13 protein-coding genes are annotated in these 14807 nt (G+C 33.0%); 1 reads left to right on the forward strand and 12 read right to left on the reverse strand.

Features of this window, described 5'->3' with window-relative positions; all coding sequences use genetic code 11:
• Positions 1–60: 60 nt before the first annotated feature.
• From RD055328_RS04795 to murB, 12 genes are all read right to left on the reverse strand, one after another.
• Positions 61–783 carry a YebC/PmpR family DNA-binding transcriptional regulator gene (locus tag RD055328_RS04795; protein WP_244087664.1) on the reverse strand — a complete coding sequence of 241 codons (723 nt, stop codon included), beginning with the start codon at positions 781–783 and terminating at the stop codon, positions 61–63.
• Between the two features lie 42 nt (positions 784–825).
• Entirely contained in the window at positions 826–1350 is a 525-nt protein-coding gene (locus RD055328_RS04800; protein WP_244087665.1) for a VanZ family protein, read from the reverse strand.
• 56 nt (positions 1351–1406) lie between these two features.
• Positions 1407–3209, reverse strand: coding sequence for a glutamine--fructose-6-phosphate transaminase (isomerizing) (gene glmS / locus RD055328_RS04805; protein ID WP_244087666.1), 1803 nt, complete (start codon positions 3207–3209; stop codon positions 1407–1409).
• Positions 3210–3395: 186 nt separating this feature from the next.
• Complete coding sequence (gene glmM, locus RD055328_RS04810; protein ID WP_244087667.1) at positions 3396–4745, reverse strand: phosphoglucosamine mutase; 1350 nt, start codon at positions 4743–4745, stop codon at positions 3396–3398.
• A gap of 44 nt (positions 4746–4789) precedes the next feature.
• A complete protein-coding gene (locus tag RD055328_RS04815) occupies positions 4790–5812 on the reverse strand; it encodes a YbbR-like domain-containing protein (RefSeq protein WP_244087668.1) in 1023 nt (340 codons plus the stop codon).
• On the reverse strand, positions 5812–6651 hold the full coding sequence (gene cdaA, locus RD055328_RS04820) for a diadenylate cyclase CdaA (protein WP_244087669.1): 840 nt from the start codon (positions 6649–6651) through the stop codon (positions 5812–5814). The genes RD055328_RS04815 and cdaA overlap by 1 nt, the downstream gene beginning before the upstream one ends.
• A 53-nt stretch (positions 6652–6704) precedes the next feature.
• Positions 6705–7778, reverse strand: a complete 1074-nt coding sequence (locus tag RD055328_RS04825) for a PotD/PotF family extracellular solute-binding protein (protein ID WP_244087670.1) — start codon at positions 7776–7778, stop codon at positions 6705–6707.
• Positions 7778–8581, reverse strand: a complete 804-nt coding sequence (locus tag RD055328_RS04830) for an ABC transporter permease (protein ID WP_244087671.1) — start codon at positions 8579–8581, stop codon at positions 7778–7780. The genes RD055328_RS04825 and RD055328_RS04830 overlap by 1 nt, the downstream gene beginning before the upstream one ends.
• Positions 8574–9389 carry an ABC transporter permease gene (locus tag RD055328_RS04835; protein WP_244087672.1) on the reverse strand — a complete coding sequence of 272 codons (816 nt, stop codon included), beginning with the start codon at positions 9387–9389 and terminating at the stop codon, positions 8574–8576. The genes RD055328_RS04830 and RD055328_RS04835 overlap by 8 nt, the downstream gene beginning before the upstream one ends.
• A 3-nt stretch (positions 9390–9392) precedes the next feature.
• Positions 9393–10475: an ABC transporter ATP-binding protein gene (locus RD055328_RS04840; protein ID WP_244087673.1), complete on the reverse strand. Its 1083-nt coding sequence runs from the start codon at positions 10473–10475 to the stop codon at positions 9393–9395.
• A gap of 1 nt (position 10476) precedes the next feature.
• Positions 10477–12549 (reverse strand): sodium:proton antiporter, encoded by a 2073-nt coding sequence (locus RD055328_RS04845; RefSeq protein ID WP_244087674.1) that lies wholly within the window; start codon positions 12547–12549, stop codon positions 10477–10479.
• Between the two features lie 21 nt (positions 12550–12570).
• Positions 12571–13464 carry a UDP-N-acetylmuramate dehydrogenase gene (murB, locus tag RD055328_RS04850; protein ID WP_244087675.1) on the reverse strand — a complete coding sequence of 298 codons (894 nt, stop codon included), beginning with the start codon at positions 13462–13464 and terminating at the stop codon, positions 12571–12573.
• Between the two features lie 158 nt (positions 13465–13622).
• Between murB and RD055328_RS04855 the strand changes: the two genes are divergently transcribed.
• A complete protein-coding gene (locus RD055328_RS04855) occupies positions 13623–14804 on the forward strand; it encodes a MalY/PatB family protein (RefSeq protein ID WP_244087676.1) in 1182 nt (393 codons plus the stop codon).
• The last annotated feature ends 3 nt before the right edge of the window (positions 14805–14807 follow it).

Consider the following 14807-nt stretch of genomic DNA (forward strand, 5'->3'; position numbering starts at 1 on the left):
TAATTACGCAAAATAAAAAAAGAACTTCCTAAGAAGTTCTTTTTTTATTTATTATCTTTTTTATTCTTCAGCAGCTGTATAGACATTTGAAACATCATCATCGTCTTCTAGTTGCTCAATCATATGTTGGAATTGTTCTTTCTTATCTTCAGGAACAGGAGTTGTATTTTGCGGAATCATTGTTAATTCAGCATTAGCAAGCTCATAACCTTTAGCTTCTAAAGCATCACGTACAGAAGTGAAATCTTTAGCATCTGTGTAAATTTCAAAGACTTCGTCAGCAGTTTGTAGATCATCACCACCAGCTTCCATAACATCTTCTAGCATTTGGTCTTCATCAGCATCAGTTGTTGTACGATCAATAGCGATATAACCTTTACGATCAAACATATAAGCAACTGAACCAGCAGCTCCCATGCTTCCACCATTTCTTGTTACGGCAACACGAACTGTTGAAGCAGTTCTATTTTTGTTATCTGTAAGTGTTTCAATTAGGACAGCAACCCCACCAGGTGCATATCCTTCATATGTGATTTCTTCATAGTTATCAGCAGACCCACCAACAGCTTTATCAATAGCGCGCTTGATATTATCTTTAGGCATATTAGCAGCACGAGCTTTATCCATTACCATACGAAGATTGGCGTTGTTCGCAGGGTCAGGATCACCACCTTTTGCAGCCATGAATAATTCACGAGAAATCTTTTGGAAAATCTTTCCACGTTTTGCATCTTGGGCGTTTTTACGACCTTGTATATTGTGCCATTTTGAATGTCCTGACATCCTTGCGTCCTTCTTTCTTTAAGTAATTAAAAACCTAATTTATTATATCAAAGAAGAGCTATTGTTAACCAGCTTTTTTTGCTTAAATATCAATTTAAAAAGCAACATAGTTAATAAAATACCAACTAATGCACCACAACTATCTAACATAACATCTGATACTAAAGGAGATCTTCCTGCAGCAAACCATTGATGAAACTCATCAAACGCTGCTAATCCCGTAGTTGTTAGCCACGTAAACATGAACAATAAGTTTTTTTTATTTACGTATCTATAAGATGCTATCCATAACGATGCCCCTAATATGAAATAACTACCAAAATGAGCTATCTTTCTTATAATAAATTCAATTAATCCTGAATATCCAACTCCTTGGATAGATTCATCAATTCCACCATAAGTAACTTGAACATTATTCAATACTGAATCCACTGGCTTTTGAGGAACTTTTTCATTAAGTAACGGTACAATTGTTTGTTGCTTATAAGTCATTGATGAACTAACAAAAAGAATAATAATCATCATAAAGAAAATAATCCACGCAATTTTTTCGATTTTTCTTGGCATAATCCACCTCACTTCTTAATGATATCAAAAAAGCATTCTTTCGAATGCTTTTTTATTTATTCTACTGTTACACTTTTAGCCAAGTTACGAGGTTGATCTACATCATTTCCACGTTCTAAACTAGCATAATAAGCTAATAATTGTGCAGGTACAACACTTATTAACGGCTCTAATAATTCATTTATTGAGCTAAGAATTATTTGATCATCGCTATAAGCAAATTTTTCATTAGCAATAACCAATACATTAGCTCCACGAGCTTGAACTTCTTTAATATTGCCACGAGTATGTTCAGCAGTATTAGGATCATTAATGAAAGCAACTACAGGTGTTTGCTCTTCAATAAGAGAAATAGTTCCGTGCTTTAATTCACCAGCAGCAAAACCTTCAGTATGAATATAAGATATTTCTTTTAATTTCAATGCTGATTCAATTGATACAGCATAATCAACACCACGACCAATATAAAATGCATGATCTTGATTTTCAAAGAAGTCATGTGTTAACGATTTCAACATATCTTTTTCATCAATAATTGTTTGCATTCCGTTTGCGGCTAATGAAAGTTCTTCTTTCAAGTCTAAATTCAACGCTTGTTCATTATTAAGTAGAGTTCCTACCACCTTAGCCAATACTGCTTGAATAGCAATTTGCGCTGTATAAGCTTTTGTTGAAGCAACGGCAATTTCTGGACCAGCAAGTAATTCCATTTGATAAGTAGATTCTCGCCAAAGAGTTGAATCTTTAACATTCGTGATTGTTAAACTAGGTAATTCTAGTTCATTCACTTGAACTAGTACTTGACGGCTATCTGCTGTTTCACCACTTTGAGTCAAGAAGATGAAGAAAGGTTTCTTAGATAACTTAGGTATGTGATAACCGAATTCACTGGCCACTTCAACATCTACAGGAATATCAGTTAAGTTCTCTAATATTTCTTTTCCAACTAGTCCAGCATGATAACTTGTTCCTGCTGCGACAATATAGATACGATCTGATTCTGAAACAGTTTTAACTAAATCTGCATCTACATTAATTCCATCAGATAAATAATGTTCACTGATTTTTCTCATTACGGCTGGTTGTTCATCAACTTCTTTAAGCATGTAATGAGGATAAGTTCCTTTAGAAATGTCATTAGGATCTAAATCCACCGTATAAGAATTTCTAGAGATTTCTTTATTATCTTTATCAAAAATGTGATAAACATTCTTTTCTAAAACAACAATTTCGCCATCCATCAATTCTAAAAATTGGTTCGTTTGATCAATCATAGCCATTGCGTCAGAACAAATAACATTGAATCCATCACCAATACCAACTAGTAGAGGGCTCTTATTCTTAGCAACAAAAATTCTATCTGCATCTTGGCTATCTATCAATCCAAATGCAAAAGATCCTTCAACTAAACTAACCATTTTCTTGAATGCATCAGTTGTGTTCATACCTTGTTTTGAAAAATATGAAACTAATTGCACAGCAACTTCTGTATCTGTTTGACTTACGAACTTAACATCTGATAAATAAGTGCTTTTTAATTCATCATAATTTGTTATTACACCATTATGAACTAAGTAGAATCTTTCATCTTCAGAAAACTGTGGATGAGCATTTTCAACTGTTGGTTTACCATGAGTGGCCCAACGTGTATGACCAATACCTATTTCACCAGAAATATTATCTGTAATAATTTTTTCTAAGTCTTTAATTTTCCCTGTTTCTTTAACTAGACTTCCATTTTGCCCATCATTTACATAAATACCAGCTGAATCATAGCCACGATATTCTAATTTTTGTAATCCATTAATCAAAATTTCTTTTGTATTTAGCTTCCCAACAACACCGACAATTCCACACATATATATAACCTCTTGAATTGGTATAGTTTAATTAATACCAAATATTTTTTTAAAGAACAAAGGAAATTGTATATTTATAAACCTTTATTGTCAATAAATATTTAAATTTAAATAAAAATCCACATAATTGGTATATACAAAATAAAAAGGAGTTGATTTTAAAATCAACTCCTTTTTGGAAAAACTTTATTTACCAATTTCATCTCTAACTACATCAGCTATTGAATCACAATATTCATTAACTTTGTCTTCAGTTGCTGCTTCAACCATAACTCGAAGCAACTCTTCTGTTCCACTAGGTCTAACCAAGATACGACCATCTCCAGCCATTTTAGTTTCAGCTAATTTAATCGCATCAGTTATTTTTTCATGCTTTTCCCAGCCTTTTTTATCTGTTACTGGAATATTCACTAATTTTTGAGGATATGTTTTAACCGGCGCAGCTAATTCTGACAAGGACTTGCCAGTTTGTTTCATTACATTCATCAACTGAATTCCAGTTAATAGTCCATCACCGGTATTATGATATTCAAACAAGACAATATGTCCTGATTGTTCTCCACCTAAGTTATAACCATTTTTTCTAATTTCTTCTACAACATGGCGATCACCAACATCTGTTTGTACTGATGTCATGCCTGCTGCTTCAATAGCTTTATATAATCCTATATTACTCATAACAGTTGTAACAATCGTATCTTGTTTAAGGGTACCATTTTCTTTGAAATGATTTCCCAAGATATACATAATCTTGTCACCATCAACAATTTCACCGTTCTCATCAATAGCAATACAACGATCACCATCACCATCAAATGCCAATCCTAATTGTGCACCTTTTTCAACAACTTCTTTAGCTAAGTAATCTGGATGTGTAGAGCCAACACCGTCATTGATATTCAATCCATCCGGCTTATTAGCGATAACACTAAACTCAACATCTAGATCTGCAAATAGATTTCCAGCTAATTTACTTGTTGAACCATTAGCTGTATCAGCAACTAAGGTAATACCTGATAAATCACTAGGTACAGTTTGCTTTAAGAATTCTATATACTTCAAAGCTCCTTCTGGATAATCTTCAACAGTACCTAAACCGACTGCTGATGGTCTTGGAAGATCATCAGCAGTTGCATCAAGATATTTTTCGATTTCTAATTCAGTTTCATCAGCTAACTTATATCCATCTGAACCAAAGAATTTAATTCCGTTATCTTGTGCAGGGTTATGAGAAGCAGAAATCATAATTCCTGCATCAGCATTTTGTTGTTTAACCAAATAAGCAACCGATGGTGTAGTAACAACATCTAAATCAAGTACTTCAATTCCCACAGATAGCAATCCTGAAATCAACGAGTATTGCAACATTTCACCAGAAATTCTAGTATCTCGTGCAACTAATACTCTAGGTTGCTTCTTATCAGAATGTTTAGTTAATACAAAGCCCCCAGCACGACCTAGTTTAAAAGCCAGTTCAGGTTTTAACCCATTATTTGCTACGCCACGTACTCCATCAGTACCAAAATATTTACCCATTATTAATTTTACCTCTTCTTTCGAGTTAACAATTATTTAGTTATTTACGTATTATCTGTAGTTGTTGAATTTCCAGTTTCGTCTGTGGTTGTATCTGAGTCACTATTTTTAGTAACAGTAATTGTAACTTCAACCGTTTTTGGACTAGCTTCCCAAATTTGTTTTTCAAAAACCTTTGCTAATGTGATTTTCTTTGTTGTTGTTTCTTTGATATCTGTAATATCTACCGGAATTTCTAATTCACTCAGTGATTCGATTGTATCTTCATCACCATAAACAACAGCACTATTAGTTGATAGCTTTAAACTGTACTCATACCCTTCTAGAGCCGTACCGGTTTGTTTAGTTTTTAACGTTACTTTTTTACTTGGAACAGTAATTGGAATTGTAACATGTGTGGTTTGTGGATCAAGTACGACGTTAACTATTTTACCATCTTTATCTAACGCTTGTAATAATGCTTCTTTATCAACATCCGAACGAACATCTTTTGCTATATCAACACTAGCAACAACTTGTACTACTTTATTAACTTCAGATTTAGCCCCTGAAACTTTGACTGTATCAGGATTAGCTGTTGCTCGACCAACCTTATATCCAGATTTTATTACATTCTCATCAAATGCAATTTGGATTGGGAATACTCTTTCAACCTTGCGCTGAATATTAACGTTGACATATTGAGGCTTAACTTTATATTTTATCGCTTTGTTTAATCCGGTTACTTTTAGTTCAACCTTGTGTTTACCAATATCTAATCCTGTTAAATCTAAAGAAACACGGAAATTCTTTGTTTTTTGTGTTGTTTCAACTAATGATGTTGTTCCAGTTAATTCAACATCTACTGTCGATGGATAACCAGTAACAAAGTACTTATCATTATCAACAATCGGTTGCAACGCCACATCTTTCACAGTTACAACTTTTGTTGAAGTCTCTCTAATTTGTTTACTAGTTGCATCTCTAGTAGATAATGACCCGGGGGCACTTACGCTAATAAATAGCCAAATTGCAATAACTAACGAAACCAATAAATATGTATATTTATTATTAAAAATATTCTTCATTATCGTTTACCCCCTTGCTTATTTCTACCAAATATTGATGACAAGAGGCCTTGCTTTTCGTTTTTAACATTCAATTGTGCATTCAAATACTTCAAGTAATCTTCACGACTCAAGTCATTCATCATTTGACCATTTCGAGTAATCATAACTTGTCCGGTTTCTTCTGAAACAACAATCGTTAAAGCATCTGTTACTTCACTGATCCCAACAGCTGCTCGATGTCTTGTACCAAGCTCCTTAGGAATGGTGTTGCTCTCAGATAATGGTAAATAAGCTGCTGCAACTGCCACTTCGTTATTTTGGATAATAACAGCACCATCATGAAGTGGTGTATTAGGAATAAAAATGTTGATTAATAGTGCACCAGTTACATCAGAGTTCAAAGGAATACCCGTTTCAATATATTCCTCAAGCCCTGTATTCATCTTGATAGTAATTAATGCACCAATTCTACGTTTAGACATATATTGAATTGCATCATCTAAACTAGTAATAAGATTCTCTGCCGATTCATTAATATCTTCATTGTTTCCAACATCAAAAATACTTGCACGACCAATATGTTCCAACCCTCTTCTAATTTCAGGTTGAAAAATAACAATACTAGCAATTATGGCCCAGCTTAATACTTGATCCATTAAATAAGAAACAGTGTGTAAATTTAATAACCAACTGAATCCTTTGATAATTAAAATCACAAAAATACCCTTAAGCAATTGGATAGCTTTTGTGCCTTTAATTAACATTAATAATTTATATAAAACAAACCAGACGACTAAAACATCTATTAAGTTAGTTACCGTCGACCATGTGAAAATGTCATAATTTAGTACTGTCATGCGACTTTCTCCTAATCTATAACCAACATTATACCAAATTATTAGATATTTGATTACTTAGATATCATCTTAAACTCTAAGAAAAGATCATTATATTTCTCAATGTATTCCTGATTTAATTCTTTATATACCTGCAAGTGTTGTAGTTTATCTTCAGATGGATATAATTCCGGGTTATCTATTTGTTTCTTATTAATATATTTTTTAGCTTGATTGTTAGGAGTTGCGTAACCAATATAGTTAGCATTTTGTGCTGCATTTTTTGGTTTCAACATAAAGTTGATAAAATCATACGCTCCTTTTGTATTCTTACTTGTCTTTGGTATAACAATATTATCAAACCACATATTACTACCTTTATCAGGAACTATGTAATTCATATAATTATTTTGATTCATAATTTCGGAAGCTTCTCCCGACCAAGTAACCGCAATTGGTGCCTCGTTGTCAGCCATATACATCTTAATTTCATCAGCGACAATTGCTTTTACATTTGGTGCTAACTCATCAAGATTTTTCTTAGCATCTTCTAGTTCTTGATCATTTTTAGTATTAACAGAGAACCCTAAATCAATCAACGACATCCCCATAATGTCTCGAGCTGAGTCTACTAATAGGATCTTCTTTTTGAAGTCTGGATTCCAAAGATCTCTCCAATCATCTGGAATATCTTGTGCAGGTAGTCTTTTATCATAAACAATTCCTAAGGTTCCCCAAAAATACGGAACAGAATATTGATTATTCTTATCAAATGACTTATTCAAAAACGATTCTCCGATATTTGAAAGCCCAGTAATTTTTTTCTTATCTAATTTCTTCAGTAAGTGTTCTGATTTCATTTTTTGAATCATATAATCACTTGGAATTGCTATATCATAGGAAGTTCCACCTTGTTTAACTTTTGAAAACATTGCTTCATTACTGTCAAAAGTTTCATAAACAACTTTGTAATTATACTCATGTTCAAATTTTTTTATCAGTTTAGGATCGAGGTAATCTCCCCAATTATAAATTATCAGACTTTTGTTGCCTTTAATTTTAGCCGGCTCATTAATTTTCTTATCTATATAAAATAAACCACCGCTTATTCCTAATAGTATGGCAATGTAAATAAGGATTTTTTTCACTAAATTATCCTCCCTTTACCAACGCGTACTGACTTTTTATTACGGACAGTTAGCAAGTAATAGATGATAATCATTATCAATGAAAAACCAAAAATCAAAGCTGACAAGGCATTAATTTCAAGATTCACTCCTTGTCGAGCCTGTGAATAAACTTCCACAGAAAGAGTCTCAAACCCATTACCTGTTACAAAAAAAGTTACCGCAAAGTCATCTAATGAGTATGTGAATGCCATGAAAAATCCCGTTAGAATACTTGGCAATAGAAATGGTAAAACAACTTTATTAAACGCTTGTATTCTTGTGGCTCCTAAATCTTGAGCCGCATCAATCATTGATTTATTCATTTCTTGTAGTCGTGGAAGAATCATTAATACTACAATCGGAATACTAAAAGCAATATGACTCAATAACACCGACATAAAACCTAAACTAAAACCTAAAACAGTAAATAAAATCAAAAAGCTTGAACCAATAATTACATCTGGCGATACTAATAAGACATCATTTAATGATAAGTAAATGTTAGCAGCTCTCTTAGATTTAAGTCTATCAATGAATAACGCCCCAAATAATCCAATAATTGTAGCTATTAAGGATGACAAAATAGCAATTAACATTGTATTAATCACGATACTAATCATTCTTGTATCTGAAAACAGATCACGGAAGTGACCCAAAGAAAAGCCTTGAAAGGCTCCCATATTGTCACCTTCATTAAACGCAAATAAAATTAAATAAAAAATTGGCAAATATAATATGACTAGTAAAAATATTAAATAAACTCTAGAGATTATTTTATTCATCAATATTAACACCTACCTTGCGTTTTCTTGGCTTTGAAGTAATCCAAATAATCAATACCATAATAATGACCAAAATCACTCCGACAGTGGATCCCATGCCCCAATTCATAGTAGTTAAGAAATGCTCTTCAATGGCGGTTCCAAGTGTAATAACACGATTACCACCTATCAGCCTTGTTAGCATGAATAACGATAGTGAAGGGATAAATACTGTTTGAATACCTGTACGCACACCATTCATCGTTAATGGCAAAATCACTTTAGTAAAAGTCTGAATTTTTGTAGCACCTAGATCCTCACTAGCACGTATAAAAGTTTTATCTAATGCTTTTATCGAATTATAAATAGGTAAAATCATAAACGGAATTTCAATATATGTGGCGACAAAAATAAAACTAAAATTAGTAAATAAAAGTTGCTTTGGCGCAATACCTAGCAAACCTAAAAAACTATTAACCGAACCATCATGACTAAAAATACCAATAAAAGCATATGCCTTTAATAACAAGTTAATCCACGTTGGCAATATTATTAATAGAATCAAAAAAGAATCATATTTTGAATTAGCAATGAAATAAGCTGCCGGATAACTAATTAACAAACAAAAAAAGGTAATAATAAATGCAAAAATAAAAGAATTGAGTGTCATCTTTAAATAAACGCTTGATGAAAAATAAGTAACATAATTATGAAAGATGTTTTGGCCTGGTGCTACATTAATAGATTGCACAAAGATTAAAATAATTGGAATAATGACAAACATTGCCATCCAGAAAAAGTAAGGTAAATAAACTAATTTGTTTTTCATTAATTAGTCCTCGTCATAGCTTTCTAAACGAGCATCAAATTCTTCTTCGGTCTCATTTAAACGCATTACATGGATATCTTCCGGTTCAAAAAAAAGACCAATCCCGGTTTCTTCTTTTGCGGGATTTGTCGAATGTATTAACCACATATTTCCGTCTTCGTCATGGGCAACGATCTCAAAATAATCGCCACGAAATGATTGACTATCAACATTTACGACCAGTTTCCCTTTTTCTTTAGTAGTGATATCTAAGTCTTCGGGGCGAACTACTATCTCAACTTTTTCATTCATTGGAATCCCAGCATCAGCACACTCAAACTGCTTACCAACAAATTCAACTTGATAATCAGCAATCATCTTGCCATCGACAATATTACTCTCACCAATAAAATTAGCCACAAAATGATTAACAGGTTCATCATATATATCGATAGGAGTTCCACTTTGTTGGATTATTCCATCATTAACAACAATAATTTCATCACTCATAGCTAACGCTTCTTCTTGATCATGTGTAACAAAAATAAAGGTAATTCCCAAGTTCTGTTGTAATTGGCGCAATTCATATTGCATCTGTTTACGTAATTTCATATCTAATGCCGACAATGATTCATCTAACAATAGAATCTCTGGTTCATTAACAATAGCTCTAGCAATTGCCACACGCTGTTGTTGTCCACCAGAAAGTTCATCAATCATACGTCCTTCAAAACTACTTAATTGCACAAGCTTTAGAGCTTCTTTTACCTTCTGAGTAATAATTTTTTCATTTATTTTTTTTAGTGTTAGGCCAAAGGCAACATTTTCATAAACGTTTAAATGTGGGAAAAGTGAATAGTTTTGAAATACTGTATTCATATTACGTTTGTTAGCAGGAAGTTGACTGATATTTTTTCCTTCGAAAATTATTTTACCTGAACTTGGCTCCATAAATCCCGCCATCAGGCGCAAAATTGTCGTTTTCCCTGATCCAGAAGGTCCTAAAATTGAATAGAATTTCCCTTTTTCAATCTCTATATCAATGTTATTCAAAACTACATTATCATCAAAAATTTTGGTGATATTCTTCATTTCCAAAAGTGCCATCTTATTCCTCTAATTCAATATTCATCGAATTTTCCGTATAGTTAATTTTAGTCCTGATATTAGAAGCAGTCTTACGAGATAGTCTTCCTTGTTCAAATAGATCCTGAATACTTACACGTTGCTCTGCTAACACGGACGTTCTTAATATTGTTAATTGTTCTTCGTAGTCTTCTGAGCGTTTTTCATCAGCATGTTTAAGTTTTTCAATCCGTCGACGATACGAAGTGACTACCTGATAGATAACATTTTGACTGTATTCAGCGTCAGTTTCTTTTAGATATTTTGATAATTCTTTAATCGCACTCTTAGCCAAAATACGTTCATAATCTTGAGCATCGTGCATTAACTCACGATGTTTTTTAGATTCTAATCCCAAGTATCGTTTTAACTTACGATAATTGATACGCCAAGAATTAGTTATCAACGTTAATAAACTTACCGATTGGTAATCTAACGTTTCATTCAATCTATGTAAAATATGTTCTAATTTATCTTTTTCATACTCAAAAATTTCATCACTGATTTCTTTTTGTTCATGTAAATCTTGTAAAGTCTGCATCTCTGCTTTTAACGTAACTGTATGCAAGACAATACTTTGTTTTAATAATTCGGGTACAAAACTAGAAGTACTCAAAGATTGCCTACTTATTTCATAGGCAGCTAACTGTTTCTCATATTCAGAAATCAAGTCTAAGACGACTTGTTGATTCTCTACACGACGATGACTTTCAAGATATTGAATAGCCACCTTAGTAATATAAATTTCAGCATCTTCTTGTGTTATATAGTCACAATTTTCTTCATTTTCATCTTCTTCTAATGCACTACCACGATAATGAAGTGGTGTTGTATTGTTAGCTATTAGAGGAATTAAAATAGTGGCTGCTAATAAACTCAAAATAATTACGCCACTAGCAATGAATAGCACCATCGTTCGACGTGGGAAAGGCTCTCCAGAATCAATCACCAATGGAATTGAAAGCACACCAATCATTGTAACAGCTCCACGAACTCCTGATAATCCAGACAAAATTGCTTTTTGAAAACTTGCACGTGTTTTACGTGAGAATAAATCATACACATAAGACCACAAAGTACGTACTGCTAAAATAGATAGCCATACTACTACCGCATAGCCAATAGCAAGCATCGTACTATGATCAGAAATTACAATACTTCGCATAGCTTGTGGAAGTTCTATTCCTAATATTATAAAAACTACACCGTTCAATAAATAAACTACTAAATCCCAAGTTTTAGTAACCACGACTTGTAATTCAGAAGAATAAACAGAAAACTTCTTGTTATTAGTTCCTACTTTTAACACTCCCGCTACAACAACGGCTACAACGCCTGAGGCATGGAAGAGTTCTTCAGCAATAAAGTATATTAAAAACGGAGTAACTACACGAAGAATTGTATGTAATGTAATATCATCAATTCCTTGTTGATAAATAAATAATTCTAAAACATCAATTAACCACATTAAAATCAAGCCAATTATTGCTCCAACTATGGCAATATAAAAGAACTCAATTGATGCATCTTTTAATGAGAAATAGCCAGATACAGTTGCTGCTACTCCATATTTGAAACAAATTAGTCCAGAAGCATCATTAATAAGACTCTCGCCGCTGACTAGGTGCATCAAGTTACTAGGCAGCTTAGCTTTTTTAGAAATTGATTGTACAGCAATAGGATCAGTTGGTGCTAATATTCCGGCTAAAGCAAAACTTGTTGCTAGTGGCATATTAGGAACTAACCAATGAATAATCATTCCTACTAAAATAGTTGAAAGTATCACCAAAAAAATCGAGTTAGCGATTATCGGTTTTTTCATTGCCCATAATTCTTTTTTAGGAAATCTACTACCATCAAAAAAGAGAATAGGTGCAATAAATAACAACATAAACCAGTCCGTTGTTACTTCGATTTTAATTTTGAACAATAACGCTATAACGATTCCTAATGTTATTTGGATTAAACTCCCAGGAATCGCCACAATATAATGAGAAAGCACATTTGAAATAACTACAAGAGTGACCAGTAGCAGAATTATTTCTATAATTGCCATCTAATCACCCCCCCTTATGTTTTATTTGTCTTCACCGATTATTCGTACTTCTGTTTCAAGTTCAACATCAAATTTTTCTTTAATTGTTTTTTGTATAAGTTTGATTAATTCCAGATAATCAGTAGCTGTTGCTGTATGGTTGCGATTAACAATAAACCCAGCATGTTTTTCAGATACTTGGGCACCACCTACCCAATGGCCTTGTAACCCCGCATCAATAATTAAAGGACCTGTGAAATGGCCTGTTGGTCGCTTGAAAACACTCCCACATGAAGGATATTCTAACGGTTGTTTAGCACGGCGGATTTCGTTTAACTCATCCATCTTGGCTTGGATTTCATTATGATCTCCAGGCTTGAGGTCAAAAGTTGCACTAATTACAATTCCACCGTTTGATTGAATAGCACTCATACGGTAACTGAAATTCATATCCTTATTACTAAATGTAACGATTTCACCGCTTGGCATTAAGACTTCAGCTGATTGTAAACATTCAGAAACTTCTCCACCATATGCACCCGCATTCATGAATACAGCTCCACCAACAGACCCTGGGATCCCCGCAGCAAATTCAAGTCCTGACAAACTATTCTCACTGGCCACTTTTGTTGTATCAATAATTGTAGCTCCAGCTTCTGCAATAACAGTGTTTTTTGATACTTCAATTTTGTTAAATTTAGGCAGAATTATTACCATGTCACGTATTCCGCCATCTTTTATAATCAAGTTACTGGCATTACCTATAATAGTAATTGATAGATTTTTAGCGTGACAATAATTTACTAAATTGATTAATTCGCTTCTATTTTCAGGGAATCCTAGCATGTCAGCTGGTCCCCCTGTTTCAGTAAAAGTATATTTACTTAATGGTTCGTTTTTTAAAATTTTAATAGATGAAATATCAAAATCAGTCAAAGTAATGCCCCTAATCTACGTAAGTTTTATATCAATTTTAACATATAATTATTCATATATGCATTCTGAAATCTATACGAACACTAGTTACGTACTATTTATTAATGATGTGGTAAACTCATGTTGAATAAGAAAAAATCTTAAAGAGGTACGAAATTATGTATGATTTCGATTCAAAAATTGATCGTCACAATACTAACTCTGTGAAATGGTCCGGCGCTCAAGATAGATATAAAAATCCTGATATCTTGCCTATGTGGGTAGCCGACATGGATTTTGCTTCTCCAAAAGAAGTTATCGAAAGTCTAAAAAATACTGCGACTAATGAAATATTCGGATATTCACTTCCACCAACTTGGAATAAAGAATTATTAAAATCAGTTAGGCTATGGATCAAACGTCGCAATGAATGGGATATATCTTTTGAACAATTAGGATTCTCATCCGGTGTAATTCCAGCTTTATCATTTGCAATTAAAGCTACAACTGCTGAAAACGACGCTATTATCTTGCAGTCACCATATTATGGTCATTTTAAAACTCTTTTAGATGATACTCATCGCAAACTAATTAATAATCCATTGATTCAAAATGAATATGGTTATGAATTAGACTTAGATGATTTCGAACAAAAAATCGTTGATAATAACGTAAAAGCTTTCATTCTCTGCAATCCTCACAATCCAACTGGTCGCGTATGGAGTGAGAATGAATTAATAAGCTTAGCTAAGATTTGCGAAAAGCATGATGTCTGGATTCTCTCAGATGATATTCATAGTGACTTAATTATGCCAGGCTATAATTATCAGCCTCTAGCTAAAATTTTTAAGCAATATGCTGATCATATTATTACTTTTAAGTCTGTTTCTAAAACATTTAACTTAGCAGGAATTCAATCAGCTTATTATATTTCCGAGAATTTAGAACTACTTGAAAAAATGAAAAAAATTCGTGACGAAAGTTTTAACCCCGAACTATTAAACAGTTTCGCAACTCCTGCTATAATTTCAGCATATAGTTTTGGTGACTCTTGGCTAAAGTCGGTTATTAAATATATCGAGAGTAATTATAATTTTGCGGATAATTTTATTCACACTGAATTACCTAAGGCCAAAGTCGCTAACTTAGAGGCTACCTATTTAGTCTGGATAGATGTATCATATTTAAACATTAGTGAAGAACAACTTTTAAAACATTTAGATGATGCTGGATTAGGTGTTGAAACCTCATCTGAATTTGGCCTCACTGATCCTCATAAATTATTCATTCGAATGAATATTGCAACACAACGTGAAAACGTTGAACTAGGTTTGAAACGTTTGAAAGAAGCGTTAAGTTAAGGA

Source organism: Companilactobacillus sp. RD055328 (genome assembly GCF_022835675.1).
Taxonomy (GTDB): Bacteria; Bacillota; Bacilli; order Lactobacillales; family Lactobacillaceae; genus BQUT01.

Coding starts and splice junctions, on each gene's coding strand:
- RD055328_RS04845 (WP_244087674.1), bottom strand. CDS start 12,549: ATGGCAATTATAGAAATAATTCTGCTACTGGTCACTCTTGTAGTTATT.
- RD055328_RS04830 (WP_244087671.1), bottom strand. CDS start 8,581: ATGAATAAAATAATCTCTAGAGTTTATTTAATATTTTTACTAGTCATA.
- RD055328_RS04855 (WP_244087676.1), top strand. CDS start 13,623: ATGTATGATTTCGATTCAAAAATTGATCGTCACAATACTAACTCTGTG.
- RD055328_RS04840 (WP_244087673.1), bottom strand. CDS start 10,475: ATGGCACTTTTGGAAATGAAGAATATCACCAAAATTTTTGATGATAAT.
- cdaA (WP_244087669.1), bottom strand. CDS start 6,651: ATGACAGTACTAAATTATGACATTTTCACATGGTCGACGGTAACTAAC.
- RD055328_RS04800 (WP_244087665.1), bottom strand. CDS start 1,350: ATGCCAAGAAAAATCGAAAAAATTGCGTGGATTATTTTCTTTATGATG.
- RD055328_RS04835 (WP_244087672.1), bottom strand. CDS start 9,389: ATGAAAAACAAATTAGTTTATTTACCTTACTTTTTCTGGATGGCAATG.
- glmS (WP_244087666.1), bottom strand. CDS start 3,209: ATGTGTGGAATTGTCGGTGTTGTTGGGAAGCTAAATACAAAAGAAATT.
- glmM (WP_244087667.1), bottom strand. CDS start 4,745: ATGGGTAAATATTTTGGTACTGATGGAGTACGTGGCGTAGCAAATAAT.
- RD055328_RS04795 (WP_244087664.1), bottom strand. CDS start 783: ATGTCAGGACATTCAAAATGGCACAATATACAAGGTCGTAAAAACGCC.
- RD055328_RS04815 (WP_244087668.1), bottom strand. CDS start 5,812: ATGAAGAATATTTTTAATAATAAATATACATATTTATTGGTTTCGTTA.